The organism is Streptomyces sp. NPDC003036, assembly GCF_040611175.1.
Taxonomy (GTDB): Bacteria; Actinomycetota; Actinomycetes; order Streptomycetales; family Streptomycetaceae; genus Streptomyces.
The window spans coordinates 87,572-100,288 of record NZ_JBEXNO010000017.1; the positions used below are offsets into that span (position 1 = coordinate 87,572).

The window sequence follows — 12,717 nt, forward strand, 5'->3', positions numbered from 1 at the left end:
CGCCGCCGCGTCAGGAGAGGAGCGAGCGGCCGGTGGGCGCCAGGCGGAGCGTACGGGGAGCCGCCGTCTGTGCTCGTGCGATGCCCGGCAGGATCTCGTCCCGCGCGAGGGGGTGGGACTGGATGCCGGCGAGGTGGCGGCGGTACGCGCGCTCGTCGGGGTACGAGGCGACGAGCACGGCGACGTTCTCCCCGGTGCGCACCGGCAGCCTGGAGAACGTGTTGGGCGCGGGCTCGGTGGCCAGGAGGGCGACGGGCGCGGGTCCCGTCTCCGACAGCGCGGGGAGGAGGCCGTCTCGGATCAGTACGACACCGCTGTCCTCTCCGGGGCGGAAGGACCACACCGTGGCGGCCACGAAACGGTCCGGCGCCGGAGCGCCGACCGCGGGCCGGCCGACGGAGGGGACGGCGAAGCCGGTCCCGGCTGACGCGGGGCGCAGGAGGAGGACATCGTCCGAGTCGACCATGGTGTCGTTGGCTCGGGGACCGTGTTCGGCCCAGACGGGGCCTCCGTAGAAGGCCGTGAGCGCGCGATGGCGCGTCGTCATGTCCCGGAAACCGCGCAGCCAGACGAAGCGGTCCGGATCGTCGAGGTCCCGGAACTGTCCCAGCACGCTCATTCCCGCTTCTTCCTGCGGTTCGACGAACTCCCGGTCGAACAGCTCGATGAGCTCGTCGCGTCGGCGGGGGCGCAGCGTGTACTGGCGGAGCTCGATGACGGCGGCGGGGCCGGAGAGCCCGGTGGTGGGCATGGGTGGACTCCTGCTCGGTGCTCTTGACGGAAAGGGGACTTCCGCGCCGACGGTAGGGGAGCCGTGTGTCAGGGGCTGTCAGGGTTTCCGGGGGAGGTTTCCAGGGAGAGTGCGGGTGCGGGGAGAATGCGTCCATGTCCGCCGGTCGACTGCTGTCAGTGCTGCTGTTGCTGCAAGCGCGGGGCCGCGTGTCCGCACGCGGGGTCGCCGACGAACTGGGCGTGTCCGTGCGCACCGCCTACCGCGACCTGGCGCGCCTCCAGGCCGCCGGATTCCCCGTCTACGCCGAGCCGGGCCGCAAAGGCGGCTACCGGCTGCTCGACGGCTACCGCACCCGGCTGACCGGGGTGAGCGAAGGCGAGGCGCGGGCGTTGTTCCTCGCCGGGCTGCCCGGGGCCGCCGCCGACCTGGGGCTCGCGGCCGAGGTGGCGGCGGCACGCCTGAAGCTGCTGGCCGCACTGCCGGCCGGGCCGCGCGAGGAGGCGGCCCGGACCGCGGCGGTGTTCCACCTGGACGCTCCCGGCTGGTACCGGGAGCACGAAGAGGCACCGCACCTACCCCTGTTCGTCGACGCGGTGCTCACCCAGCGGGTGGTGGACGTGCGCTACCGCCGATGGCGGGCGCCGCAGGAGGTGGACCGCCGCCTCCGTCCCTACGGCCTGGTCCTCAAGTCCGGGACCTGGTACGTCGTGGCCGCTGCGGAGAACGGGACGGCGACCACCTACCGCGTCTCCCAGGTCCTCGACGCGGTAGTGGGCGACGAGCGGTTCGACCGTCCGCGCGACTTCGACCTGGGCGCGTACTGGGCCTCCTACCTCGACGATTTCCAGGCACGCCGCTACACCGGAACAGCCACCGTCCGCCTGTCCCCTCGAGGACGCCGGCGCCTGCCCGACAACGTCCCCCCGGAGGTGGTGCGGGCGGTCGACTCCACCGCGGTCCCCGTCGGCGACCGCGGATGGGTCGAGGCGGTCATCCCGACCGAGAGCACCGACCACGCCTGCGGCGAGCTGCTGCGCCTCGGCGCGGACGTCGAGGTCGTCGCCCCGCCCGAACTGCGCCGAGCCATGGCCACGACCGTGGCGGTACTCGCCCGGGCGTACGCACTCCCCTGACGCCGGAGTGCAGTCGCGCTCTCAGCGCAGAATCTCGAGCCGCGCCCTCTCGTTCGGCGTCGCGATGTCCCAGAAGCGGGCGATGCCTCGCGCATTGCTGTACACGCCCGTACCGCCGGTGATGATCATGGTGGGTGCTCCTCACTGTCCATTCGCCGAGTGGCCGGCGGGCTGGTCCTTGTCGGACGGCAGCCAGACCCGCATGGTCGCCGGGTCGATCGGGATCGAGACGTGCTCGTGAGTGATCGACCATGTTCCGTTCGTCCGCTGGAGGCAGACGCTCTCTCGTACCCAAATCGACGCCTGGAGCCCGCCTTTGCGCTCTCCCGAGTCCAGGTGGAGCATGTGCGCGAACGCGATGTCCCCGTCGGCCGCGAGCGTGAGGTCGTGGGTCTCCAGGCTGATGGGGCCGACGTATCCGTCGAACCAGCGCAGGAAGTTGCGGCGGATCTCGTCGGTCCCCGTGAACCGCAGCGGGGGGACGACGTCGTAGTAGACGGCGTCGGGTGCGTAGAACGACATGAGCCGGTCGATGTCCTTCGTCTGCTGGGCGTCGGCGCGGTGCGCCAGGAGCGCCCGCATCTCGGACTCGTGGGTGGTCATCGCGTACTCCTTCGGTTGGGGACGTGCCGCGGGAGGGAGGGCGTTTGCCTCCGTCCCGTGCCGCTGCCAGTACGACGAGATGGCGCGGCGGAATGTGACGCGGGGCGCCGATCTCACATTTCGGGGCGCTGTCCCGTCAGAGAGGTGAGGGAAGATCCGAGCCAAGGGAGCCGCGAGACCATGACGACCAGTTCGACCGCGCCGCGGGACGGCCGACTCGACCCGATGTCGGGCGTGGTCACCGGTGAACGCCGCAGGCTGATCAACCTCGCCTACCGGATGCTGGGCTCCGTGGCCGAGGCCGAGGACGTCGTCCAGGAGACGTACGCCCGCTGGTACGCGATGTCCCCGCGGCAGCGGGAGGCGGTGGTGTCACCCGGCGGCTGGCTGACCAAGGTCGCCGGCCGCATCTGCCTCGACGTGCTCCGGTCGGCACGGGTCAGGCGCGAGCGTTACGTGGGGCAATGGGTGCCCGAGCCGCTGCCCGCGCGCACCGAGTGGTCGGCCGGCGTGGTGGACGACAGCACGGCCGATCCGGCCGACCGCATCACGCTCGACGAGTCGGTCGGCATGGCCTTCCTCGTCGTCCTGGAAACGATGACCCCGGCGGAGCGCGTGGCGTTCGTCCTCCACGACGTCTTCCGCTATCCCTTCGCCGAAGTGGCCGACATCGTCGGCCGCACCCCGGCGGCCTGCCGCCAGTTGGCGTCCTCGGCCCGCCGCCGCGTCGAGTCCTCGCGGGCCCCCTTGTCGCCGACGGGCCGGCAGGCCCGTGTCGTCAGGGAGTTCAAACTGGCGTGGGAGGCCAGGGACATCAACGCCCTCATCGGTCTGCTCGACGCCGACGCCACCGCCGTCGGGGACGGTGGCGGGCTCGTCACGGCCCGGCCCCACCCGATCGAGGGCGCCGAGCGCATCGCCCGCTTCTTCGCCGCCCGGGCCCGCCCGGGCAGGCTGGCGATCCGCGAGTGCGCGGTCAACGGCCAGCCCGGTCTGGTGGCCCACCTGGACGGCACCGTGGTGTCGGTGTACGCGTTCGACATCGCGAACGGCAGGATCCGCCGGATCTGGGCCGTGCTCAACCCCGAGAAGCTCCGGCCCTGGAAGAGGGACCCGAGGCCCTAGGGGACACCTCCTAGGCGCGCCGGAGCACCTCCGGGTTGGCGCAGTGGGCGAGGGGCTCGCCGCGGAGGAAGCGGGCGGCTTCCGTCGCGACGATGCGGGCCGCCTTGTGGGCGACCTCGCGGCTGCCGCCCGCGATGTGCGGGGTCAGGACGACGCCCGGCGTGGACAGCAGGCGGGCGCCGGCCGGGACCGGTTCGGCGGGGAAGACGTCGAAGCCGGCGCCCGCGAGGTGGCCGGCGTCGAGGGCGTCGCAGACCGCGTCGTAGTCGAGGAGCGCGCCGCGCGCGCAGTTGACCAGGACGGAGCCGGGCGGCATGGCGGCGATCTGGTCGCGTCCGATCATGCCCCGGGTCTCGTCCGTCACGCGCGCGTGGAGGGAGACGATCCGGGAGCGGCTCAGCAGCTCGTCGAGGGGGACGAGTTCGGCGATGCCGTCCACCGCCTCGGGCTTGACGTACGGGTCGTGGACGAGGACCTCGGCGCCCATGGCGACCAGGACGCGGGCGACGCGCGAGCCGATCGCGCCGAAGCCGACCAGTCCGACGACCGAGCCGTCGATCTCGATGCCGCAGGTGTCGTAGTCGTAGTAGTCGCCGCGCCAGGTGCCGTGCTTGAGGTCGGTGTGGACGTCGCCGATGCCGCGGGCGGCGGCGAGGATCAGGGCGAGGGTGTGCTCGGCGGTGGCGACGGCGTTGCGGCCGGGGGCGTAGCAGACGGCGACGCCGTGGCGGGTGGCGGCCTCCAGGTTGGCGTTGACGGGGCCGCCGCGGCTGACGCAGAACAGCTCCAGGTCGGGGCAGGCGGCCAGCACGCGCTCGGTGAGCGGCGCCATCTGGGTGAGGCAGACGCGTACGCCGCGCAGCGCCTCGATCAGCTCGTCCTCGGTGCCGGACGCCTCGTCGACCTCGGCGACCGCGCCGAAGGGGGTGTGCGGCCACGGCAGCTGCAGTTCGCGTACGTCCAGGTCGGCGGTCGGCGCGGCGGCGCGGAGTTCCTCGGTCAGCAGGCGGGGCAGGACGAAGTGGTCGCCGGCGGCGAGGACGGTGGTGGTCACGGCGGTGCTCCAGACGGGGGTTCAGTGGGTGGTGGTGGCGGCGGTGGCGGTGGCGGGTGCGTTGAGCCGCAGCAGGGACGCCTGTCCTCCGGGCGGCAGCCGCAGTTCGGTCAGGGCGCCGTTCTCCAGGGCCGGGAAGACCTGGCGGTAGCGGGCGAGGGGGATGCCGAGGAGCTTGCACAGCACCAGGCGTACGAGGGTGGAGTGGGCGACGACGAGGACGCGGCCGTCGGGGAGCTCGCGGGCGGCCTCCTCCAGGCAGTCGACCGCCCGGTCGGCCGCCGCCGCGGGGTCCTCGCCGCCGGGCAGGTGGTGGGCGACGGGGTCGGCGAGGAAGGCGGCGAGCGCGTCCGGGAACTCCTCGGCCATCTCGGCGCGCGTCAGCCCGTCGCCGCGCCCGAAGTCGACCTCGTACAGCCGCTCGTCGACGCGCGGGGTGAGGCCGAGGGCGGTGGCGGCGGGTTCGGCGGTGAGGCGGGCGCGGGACAGGGGGGAGCAGAGCACGGCGTCGAGCCGCTGTCCGGCGGCCCAGGCGGCGAGCGTGGCGGCCTGCTGGTGGCCGAGCTCGGTGAGCGGCACGTCGGTGCGGCCGGCGTAGCGGTTCTCCGCGTGCCATTGCGTTTCGCCGTGGCGTACGAGGATGAAGTCGGTCACTGCTCGGCCTTTCTGCGGGCGTGCGCCGCCATGGACGGGTCCAGCCGGCCGCGTCGGGTCAGTTCGTCGACGAACGCGAGGTAGACGGGGGTCAGCCGGGCCGTACGGGACGGGTCGGGGGTCAGCTGCTCGCGGACGCGCACCATGGCGGACGCGGCCTGTTCCAGCGTGGCGCCGGAGGCGGTCGCGGCGAGGACCGCCATGCCGGTGGCGCTCTCGGCGTGTTCGGGCAGGGCGACCGTACGGCCGAGGAGGTCGGCGCGCAGCTGCGACCAGTAGCGGTTGCGGGCGCCGCCGCCGGTGAGGGTGAGCGGGCCGCCGACGGGGGCGCCGAGGTGGTCGAGGTAGTCGAAGCAGAGGCGTTCGACGCAGGCCACGCCGAGGAGGAGGGCGTGGAACTCCTCCGCGTCGCCGATCGGGTCGCCCAGGACGAAGGGCGTGGCCTCGGGTGCGCGGAAGGGAAAGCGTTCGCCGGCGGCGCCGGTGAGGGGGTAGGCGACGGCGGTGGAGCCGGTGGCGGCGGCCTGCCTCGTCAGCGCGTCGAGGTCGGCCCCGGGGAAGCGCTGCGCGAGGGCGCCAGCGCCGCTGCTGGACGCGCCGCCGGGCAGCCAGGTGGAGCCGGGGCCGCGGTGGCAGTAGACCACTCCCCCGGGGTCGCGTACGAGATGGGGGCTCGCGCCCTTGAGGACGAGGGTGGTGCCGAGGACGGAGTTCCAGGCGCCGGGGGTGAGGGCTCCGGCGCCGATCTGGGCGGCGCAGCCGTCGGTCATGCCGGCGACGATGGGCGTTCCGGCGGGGATCGAGGTCGCCGCGGCGGCGTCGGCGCAGACGGTGCCGAGGACGGTGCCGGGGCGTACGACGTCGGGGAGGAGGCCGGGCGGGACGCCGAGCGCGCCCAGTTCCTCGTCGGGCCAGCGGTCGTCGACGAGGTGGTAGCCGGTCTTGAGGGCGTGGCTGGCGTCGCTCGGCAGCTGCCGTCCGGCCAGCCGCCAGGTGATCAGGTCGGCCTGGTGCAGCAGCCGGGCGTTGGGTACATCGGTGTTGTCGAGGAGCCAGAGCACTTTGGGCAGGGCCCAGGACGGCTGCATGGAGCGGTAGCCGAGCTCCTGCCACACCTCGGCGCCCGCCTTGTTGACGCGTGCGGTGTACGCGCGGGCGCGCCCGTCGTCGTACATCAGGCCGGGGGTGAGGGGGGTGCCGCGCTCGTCGGCGAGGAGGACGGTGCCGGAGGTGGCGTCGACGGCCAGGCCCCGGACGCGCCCCGGGTCGATGCCGGTCAGGGCCTCGCGGCAGGCGGCGGCGAGGGCGGACCACCACTGCTCGGGGTCCTGCTCGTGGCGGGGACCGTCGCGGTGGCCGGTCAGCGGGCGGGACGCGGCCGCGAGCAGCCGGCCGGTGCCGTCGACGGCGACCGCGCGGGCGCTCTGGGTGCCGAGGTCGAGGCCGAGGTGGACGGCGTCGGCGGTGAGGGCGTCAGGCATGGGGGGCTTTCTGTGGTGTGGGGAGAACGGGGGCCCAGCCGAGGGAGCGGGCGGCGGCGCGCCAGGCCGAGAACGCCTCGTACAGCTCGTCGTAGAGCGCGGTGCGCCCGGGGTCGGGCTCCCAGCGGGAGCGCATCCGGACGTACTTCTCCGCGGCTTCGCGCATGCCGGGCTCGGCTCCGCTGAGCACGAGCCCGGTCAGGAACGCGCCCTTGGCGCCGAGTTCGGTGTCGGTGCTGCGGGCGGTGGGGACGCCGGTGACGTCGGCGATGAGCCGGCACCACTCGTCACTGGCGGAGCCGCCGCCACACAGGCGCAGTTCGTGGACGTCGGTCCGGGACGCCCGCAGGCAGTCGCGTACGACGAGGGACAGCCCCTCGAAGACGGCCCGGGCGAGGTGCGCGGGCGTGTGGTCGAGGGACAGGCCCCAGAAGGTGCCACGCGCCTGCGGGTCGAGGAAGGGGGCGCGCTCCCCGGCGGGCGAGAGGTACGGCAGGAAGGCCAGGCCGCCCGCGCCCGGTTCGGTCGCGAAGGCCAGTTTCCCGAGGGCGGCGGGGCCGTCGACGGCGAGGGTGCGGGAGGCCCAGTCGAGGACCTCGGTCCCGGAGAGGGTGGGGAAGGCGCGCAGGAGGCGTTCGCGGCCGCGGTAGGCGATGTTGATGCCGCAGGGTTCGCCGGAGGTGTCGGCCTCGCGGGTGACGATCTCCGTGCAGAGGGTGGTGCCGAGGATGGCGCACGCCTGTCCGGGGTCGACGGCGCCCGCGCCGCGCGCGGTGGCGGCGATGTCGTACGGGGCCATGACGACGGGCAGGCCGGCGGGGAGGCCGAGTTCGCCCGCGGTGCGGTGGGTGATCTCGGCGATGCGCTCGTGCTCGCCGAGGACCCGGGGCAGCAGCCGGGCGTGCTCCTCGAACCCGAAGAGGGTGAGGATGGCCGGGTCGTAGGCCCCGGTGGTGTGGTCGAGGAAGGGCGCCGACGCGTCGGACTCGTCGATCGCGGTGACGCCGGTGAGCTTGAGGAAGAGCCAGCCGGCCGCGGTCAGGGCCGTACGGGAGCGGGCCAGGCGGTCCGGGTCGTGGGCGGCGAGCCAGCCGATCACGGCGTTGGGCATGCCGCTGCAGGTGAGGGAGCCGTTGCGGCGGTAGGCCTCCTCCAGGACGCCGTCGGCGGCCCAGCGGGTGAGGAGGTCGCCCGCGCGGCCGTCGGACCAGAGGACGGCGGGGCCGGTGGGGCGGCCGTCGGCGTCGACGAGCCAGCAGCCGTCGCCCTGGGCGGTGAACGACACCAGCCACACCGGGTCGTGGCCGGGGCCGAGCTGGGAGAGGGCGCTGCGGACGGTGAAGACCACCCCGTTCCACACGGCGTCCATGTCCTGCTCCGCCCAGCCGGGGCGGGGGCGCAGCACGTCGGTCCCGATGCGGGAGAGCGCCATTTCCTGCCCCTGGTCGTCGAACACGACCGATTTGATGACCGACGTGCCGACGTCGATGGTGAGAACCGACATGGAATACCTGCCCCTTCGCACTTGCGGACGTCAGGGAAACGTGCCGTCGGGCGGTGCGTCAATCGGCTGGGAAAACCTCCCGTGACCGGCCGGGGCCGCCGTGTGAAATCGCGGCGGCGTTCCCGTCGGCCGGGCGGCGCCTCACTCCGGTCGTGTTAACTTCACGTGAGATTCCCATCCCTCACCCCATCCCTCCCCCACCCTTCCCGGCGCGCCGGTGGAGTGAACCGGAAAGGAGCCGGACGCCGTGACCCGTATGGACGCCCAGGAGGAGCGGCGGCGTCGGCTGCGCGATCTGGTGACCGCCAAGGGGTTCGTCCGCACCGCGGACCTGGCGGAGGAGTTCGACGTGAGTGTGATGACCGTGCACCGCGACCTGGACGCGCTCCAGTCGCAGGGCTGGCTGCGGAAGGTGCGGGGCGGGGCGAGCTGCCTGCCGTCCACGCAGTTCCACGGCAGCGTCGGCGAGCGCATGACGACGATGGCGCAGACCAAGCACCGGCTGGCGCGGGCGGCCGCCGGGCTGCTCGCACCCGGGCAGATCGTGATGCTGGACGACTCGACCACCTGCCTGAGCCTGGCCCAGCAGATGTCCGGCCACACGCCGCTGACGGTCATCACCAACTCGCTGCCGGCCATCTCGGCGCTGGCGCGGGAGCCGGGCGTGTCGCTGATCGCGCTGGGCGGCACGTACTTCCCGGCGTACGACGCCTTCATGGGGCTGCACACGGCGCAGAGCGTGGAGGCGTTCCGCGCCGATGTGCTGTTCATGTCGACGACGGCCGTGACCGGGGGCCGCTGCTACCACATGTCGCCGGAGACGGTGCAGGTCAAGCGGGCGATGATGGCGTCGGCGGCGCGGCGGGTGCTGTTGATCGACCACACGAAGTTCGCCAACCAGGGGCTGTACGCGCTGGCGCCGCTCGCCGACTTCGACCTGGTGCTGGTGGACGACGCGGCGCCGGCGGGCGAGGTGCGGCGGCTGCGGGACATAGGCGTCGACGTCCGCACGGTCGAGGTGTCCGGTACGCCGGACTGAGCGGACTGAGCGGCACCGGTCACGTGAACATCACACGCTCTTCACTCGGGCCGCGGCGCCTGATCCTCCCTCGGTCACCGCGCTGAGCTGGGGGAACCCCCGTCCGTGCGAGTCGGGGCCCGGGCCCGCGTTCCCCGATTTCACGCCATGGCGTACGCGCACGGCGAGGTTTTCTCCCCGCGCATTGACCGCCATCCCGTGCGGCCGTTTCATCGTGACGCCTTAGGCACCCCCCCGCTCCCCCGTCCCCGTGGAAAAGGTGTTTCTCGTGGCCGTCGTTCTGGATCCCTCGTCCTCCCCCGCCGAAGAAACGCCCTCGGGGCATTGGCTGGACAGGATCGGCATTCCCCGGCCCCTCGCCTGGGGATTTCTCGGTGTTCTCATTTTCATGATCGGTGACGGAGTCGAATCCGGATATCTGTCGCCGTACCTCCTGGACGAGGGCATGTCCAAGGAGCGGGTGGCGCTGCTGTTCACCGTCTACGGCGTGACGGCGAGCGTCGCGGCGTGGTTCTCCGGCGCACTGTCCGACCTGTGGGGCCCGCGCCGGGTCATGATGCTCGGACTGGCCGTCTGGGCGGTGTTCCAGGTGGTGTTCCTCGCCTTCGCGCTGCCGACGGGTGACTTCGGGCTGCTGCTGGCCGGTTACGGCCTGCGGGGCTTCGGCTATCCCCTCTTCGCGTACGGCTTCCTGGTGTGGGTCACGGCGGTGACGCCGCAGCGGCGCCTCGGCTCGGCGGTGGGCTGGTTCTGGTTCGCCTTCACCGGCGGCCTGCCGACGCTGGGCTCGCTGGTCGCCAGCTTCGCGGTGCCCGCGATCGGCGCGTACGGCACGCTGTGGTTCTCGCTGGGCCTGGTGCTGGTGGGCGGGCTGATCGCGCTGCTGCTGGTGCGCGAGCCCACGGGCGCCCGCCGCCTCGCGCCCGCCGGGGAGCGCCCGGTCGCCACGCTGCTCGGCTCGCTCGCCATCGTCTGGCGCAACCCCCGGATCGGCACGGGAGCGGTGGTACGGGCGATCAACACGGCGCCGCAGTTCGGGTTCCTGGTCTTCCTGCCGGTGTTCTTCACCGACACGCTGGGCTTCTCGCTGAGCGAGTGGCTCCAGCTGCTGTCGGTGATGTTCGCCACCAACATCTTCTTCAACCTGATCTTCGGGGTGGTCGGCGACCGCATCGGCTGGCAGCGCACCGTCGCCTGGTGCGGCGGCGTCGGCTGCGCCGTGACCACGCTCCTGCTCTACTACGGCACGGTCTCGGCGGGCGACAACTACGCCGTCGCCATGGTGCTGGTCGGCCTCTTCGGCGCGACCCTCGCCGGCTACGTACCGCTGTCGGCCCTCATGCCGTCGCTCGACCCGGCCCACAAGGGCCAGGCGATGTCGGCCCTCAACCTCGGCGCGGGCGCCAGCACCTTCCTGGGCCCGGCGCTGGTGGGGCTCTTCCTCGGCCCGCTCGGTGTCCAGGGCGTCATGTGGATCTTCGCCCTGATGTACCTGGCGAGCGCCGTGATGACCCTCTTCCTCAAGCTGCCGCGGGCGGTATCACCGGCGGCCGCGGGGTACTCGTCGGCTCCCGCCCCGGCAGCCAGGGCGCGGAACGAACCCCCGGAGGCGTAGCCATGAGTGATCCGTACGGCTACCCGACGCCGTCCCAGGCGGAAGGCGAGCGGGAACCGGAGCCGGGCAACGATCAGCATCCCGACGTGGCCCGCTCGACGCCCTCACAGGCGGAGGGCGAGCGCACCGCCGAGACGGAGGAGATCGGCGACGAGGCCACGGGCAAGGACGAGCGGTAAGGCCGCCGAGCGCGGGCCGCGACCGGAGTCTTCCGGTCGCGGTCCGGGCCGTTCCACGGCTGCGGCGGGTCGGCCGGGGTCATCGGCAGCCGGCACAGCTGGACCGGGCCGGGGTAGTAGGGATCGTACGCGTCCACGACGGCCCGGTAGCCGGACGGCCGGCGGATGCCGAGCTCCGCGTGGAGCCGGTCCCAGGCAACCGGGTCCGCGTAGCGGTTCTGCGCGGGGCGGAGCATCGCCATGGCGGCGGTCAGGTAGTCGGTCATGGCTTCCCTTACTGATGTACGCGCAGCCGGCTGGTGGCTGCCCGGTCGGCCGGTCGGCGGGAACTCCGATACTCGCTTGTGCACTCATCGTCATCCGCGGCACCGTCGCCTGGCACCCGAGGAAAGCGGAGAAGATGAACGCGCAGTCCCATCACGTCGACCACGAACTCGTCCAGGCCGCGGCCGACGTCGCCCGCACCCGCTGCCGGGGCGACAACCACACGATGGCGGCGGCGGCCCGCGCCCGGGACGGCAGGATCGTCACCGCGGTGAACGCCTACCACTTCACGGGAGGCCCCTGTGCCGAGCTGGTCCTCATCGGCACGTCAGCCGCGCAGGGCGCCTACGAGCTGGACACGATCGTCGCCGTGGGCGACCGTGACCGAGGGGTCGTTCCGCCGTGCGGCCGCTGCCGCCAGGTCCTCCTCGACTACTTCCCCGCTCTCCGAGTCATCGTCGGCTCGGGCGAGCGCGTCCGGAGCGTCCTCATCACCGACCTGCTGCCGGAGACGTACGTCTGGGCGGACCACCAGCTGGAGGCCGGGCAGGCCGTGCCCCAGAGCACGGGCTGACGCCAGGAGGCGGCGGGGTCTTCGGTACGGGCCCACAGTGCGGTTGAGAACTGGGCAGCTCAAGCCCTTGCTGTCGGACCTGGCGCGCGTTGGCCGCCGACAGCTCCGGGGACCCTACGGGGCTCGCACTCGGCGCAGCCGGCCGGGGCCCGTCGGCGCGTACGGCGCCGGTGCCGACGACCCGGTTCGCTACGTTGACGACCCGAGGTCGACTGGGCAGGCGCCTGCCGGTCTGTCTGCGCTCTACCGCTGATGAGCCGGAGGGGGCATAGGATGACCGGCGTGGACATGCGGACGGTCATCGAGGACCTGGCGAAGGAAGCGGAGCGGCTGATCGACGATCAGGTGTGGGTTCTGACACCCTCCGACCGTCTCGTCGCGGCGAAGGCCGCCGCCGATCTGCAAGCCGCCGTGGGCACCCCGCAGTCCCAGCAAGCCCTGTCCGAAGTCGACCGGCTGGAACACCTGCGAGAAGCACTCGCCGCTGTGGCCATCGCCCTTGCCCACGTCCACGGACGCCTGGCCTGGTTCCTCGGCGCAGCCGCTACCGCACTCACGCCCATCCTGCACTGGCGCGCCGTGCCTGCCGAAGACGGCCCCACCTTCGGCGCCGTCCCGCCGACGCTCCAGCAGTACACGGAAGCCGAAGACGCGATCCGCCGGCTCCAAAGTACGCTCGCCGGCATCACCACCGCCTGACATCACCGTCCGGCTCAGCCAGGAACGTCATGACGTCCGTCAGAGTCCGTCTTCAGCGCG

General features: G+C 72.9%; 13 protein-coding genes. 6 read left to right on the top strand and 7 right to left on the bottom strand.

Features of this window, described 5'->3' with window-relative positions; translation table 11 throughout:
• Window positions 1-10: 10 nt before the first annotated feature.
• Window positions 11-751, bottom strand: a complete 741-nt coding sequence (locus ABZX67_RS15155; RefSeq protein WP_355359526.1) for an NIPSNAP family protein — start codon at window positions 749-751, stop codon at window positions 11-13.
• A gap of 134 nt (window positions 752-885) precedes the next feature.
• Between ABZX67_RS15155 and ABZX67_RS15160 the strand changes: the two genes are divergently transcribed.
• Window positions 886-1,866, top strand: a complete 981-nt coding sequence (locus tag ABZX67_RS15160) for a WYL domain-containing protein (RefSeq protein ID WP_355359529.1) — start codon at window positions 886-888, stop codon at window positions 1,864-1,866.
• A 141-nt stretch (window positions 1,867-2,007) separates the two neighbouring features.
• Here ABZX67_RS15160 and ABZX67_RS15165 read toward each other — a convergent pair whose 3' ends face one another.
• A complete protein-coding gene (locus ABZX67_RS15165) occupies window positions 2,008-2,469 on the bottom strand; it encodes a nuclear transport factor 2 family protein (RefSeq protein WP_355359532.1) in 462 nt (153 codons plus the stop codon).
• A 180-nt stretch (window positions 2,470-2,649) separates the two neighbouring features.
• Here ABZX67_RS15165 and sigJ point away from each other — a divergent pair, with 180 nt between their 5' ends.
• Window positions 2,650-3,594 (top strand): RNA polymerase sigma factor SigJ, encoded by a 945-nt coding sequence (gene sigJ / locus ABZX67_RS15170; protein WP_355359535.1) that lies wholly within the window; start codon window positions 2,650-2,652, stop codon window positions 3,592-3,594.
• A 10-nt stretch (window positions 3,595-3,604) separates the two neighbouring features.
• On the opposite strand, the gene ABZX67_RS15175 is transcribed toward sigJ, so the two are convergent.
• Genes ABZX67_RS15175 through ABZX67_RS15190 form a run of 4 tightly spaced genes read right to left on the bottom strand, consistent with a single transcriptional unit; the run spans window position 3,605 to window position 8,287 of the window.
• Window positions 3,605-4,648, bottom strand: a complete 1,044-nt coding sequence (locus ABZX67_RS15175) for a 2-hydroxyacid dehydrogenase (protein ID WP_355359538.1) — start codon at window positions 4,646-4,648, stop codon at window positions 3,605-3,607.
• A 21-nt stretch (window positions 4,649-4,669) separates the two neighbouring features.
• Complete coding sequence (locus ABZX67_RS15180) at window positions 4,670-5,302, bottom strand: histidine phosphatase family protein (RefSeq protein ID WP_355359541.1); 633 nt, start codon at window positions 5,300-5,302, stop codon at window positions 4,670-4,672.
• Entirely contained in the window at window positions 5,299-6,783 is a 1,485-nt protein-coding gene (locus ABZX67_RS15185) for an FGGY family carbohydrate kinase (protein ID WP_355359543.1), read from the bottom strand. Before ABZX67_RS15185 ends, ABZX67_RS15180 begins: the two co-directional genes overlap by 4 nt.
• The gene (locus ABZX67_RS15190) at window positions 6,776-8,287 is read right to left on the bottom strand and encodes an FGGY-family carbohydrate kinase (protein WP_355359546.1); all 1,512 of its coding nucleotides are present in this window, start codon (window positions 8,285-8,287) and stop codon (window positions 6,776-6,778) included. Before ABZX67_RS15190 ends, ABZX67_RS15185 begins: the two co-directional genes overlap by 8 nt.
• Window positions 8,288-8,543: 256 nt before the next feature.
• On the opposite strand from ABZX67_RS15190, the gene ABZX67_RS15195 reads away from it, so the two are divergent.
• Window positions 8,544-9,326 (top strand): DeoR/GlpR family DNA-binding transcription regulator, encoded by a 783-nt coding sequence (locus tag ABZX67_RS15195; protein WP_355359678.1) that lies wholly within the window; start codon window positions 8,544-8,546, stop codon window positions 9,324-9,326.
• A gap of 268 nt (window positions 9,327-9,594) precedes the next feature.
• On the top strand, window positions 9,595-10,941 hold the full coding sequence (locus ABZX67_RS15200; RefSeq protein WP_355359549.1) for an MFS transporter: 1,347 nt from the start codon (window positions 9,595-9,597) through the stop codon (window positions 10,939-10,941).
• Window positions 10,942-11,014: 73 nt separating this feature from the next.
• Here the strand turns inward: ABZX67_RS15200 and ABZX67_RS15205 are convergent, their stop codons facing one another.
• A complete protein-coding gene (locus ABZX67_RS15205; RefSeq protein ID WP_355359552.1) occupies window positions 11,015-11,386 on the bottom strand; it encodes a hypothetical protein in 372 nt (123 codons plus the stop codon).
• Window positions 11,387-11,520: 134 nt separating this feature from the next.
• Here ABZX67_RS15205 and ABZX67_RS15210 point away from each other — a divergent pair, with 134 nt between their 5' ends.
• Both ABZX67_RS15210 and ABZX67_RS15215 read left to right on the top strand, forming a co-directional pair.
• The gene (locus ABZX67_RS15210) at window positions 11,521-11,958 is read left to right on the top strand and encodes a cytidine deaminase (RefSeq protein ID WP_355359555.1); all 438 of its coding nucleotides are present in this window, start codon (window positions 11,521-11,523) and stop codon (window positions 11,956-11,958) included.
• Between the two features lie 273 nt (window positions 11,959-12,231).
• The gene (locus ABZX67_RS15215) at window positions 12,232-12,657 is read left to right on the top strand and encodes a hypothetical protein (RefSeq protein ID WP_355359558.1); all 426 of its coding nucleotides are present in this window, start codon (window positions 12,232-12,234) and stop codon (window positions 12,655-12,657) included.
• Window positions 12,658-12,717 lie beyond the last annotated feature (60 nt).

What these genes read in the sequence shown, in the direction of transcription:
- ABZX67_RS15155 (WP_355359526.1), bottom strand. Translation starts at nt 751, where the DNA reads ATGCCCACCACCGGGCTCTCCGGCCCCGCCGCCGTCATCGAGCTCCGC.
- ABZX67_RS15160 (WP_355359529.1), top strand. Translation starts at nt 886, where the DNA reads ATGTCCGCCGGTCGACTGCTGTCAGTGCTGCTGTTGCTGCAAGCGCGG.
- ABZX67_RS15165 (WP_355359532.1), bottom strand. Translation starts at nt 2,469, where the DNA reads ATGACCACCCACGAGTCCGAGATGCGGGCGCTCCTGGCGCACCGCGCC.
- sigJ (WP_355359535.1), top strand. Translation starts at nt 2,650, where the DNA reads ATGACGACCAGTTCGACCGCGCCGCGGGACGGCCGACTCGACCCGATG.
- ABZX67_RS15185 (WP_355359543.1), bottom strand. Translation starts at nt 6,783, where the DNA reads ATGCCTGACGCCCTCACCGCCGACGCCGTCCACCTCGGCCTCGACCTC.
- ABZX67_RS15190 (WP_355359546.1), bottom strand. Translation starts at nt 8,287, where the DNA reads ATGTCGGTTCTCACCATCGACGTCGGCACGTCGGTCATCAAATCGGTC.
- ABZX67_RS15195 (WP_355359678.1), top strand. Translation starts at nt 8,544, where the DNA reads ATGGACGCCCAGGAGGAGCGGCGGCGTCGGCTGCGCGATCTGGTGACC.
- ABZX67_RS15205 (WP_355359552.1), bottom strand. Translation starts at nt 11,386, where the DNA reads ATGACCGACTACCTGACCGCCGCCATGGCGATGCTCCGCCCCGCGCAG.
- ABZX67_RS15210 (WP_355359555.1), top strand. Translation starts at nt 11,521, where the DNA reads ATGAACGCGCAGTCCCATCACGTCGACCACGAACTCGTCCAGGCCGCG.
- ABZX67_RS15215 (WP_355359558.1), top strand. Translation starts at nt 12,232, where the DNA reads ATGACCGGCGTGGACATGCGGACGGTCATCGAGGACCTGGCGAAGGAA.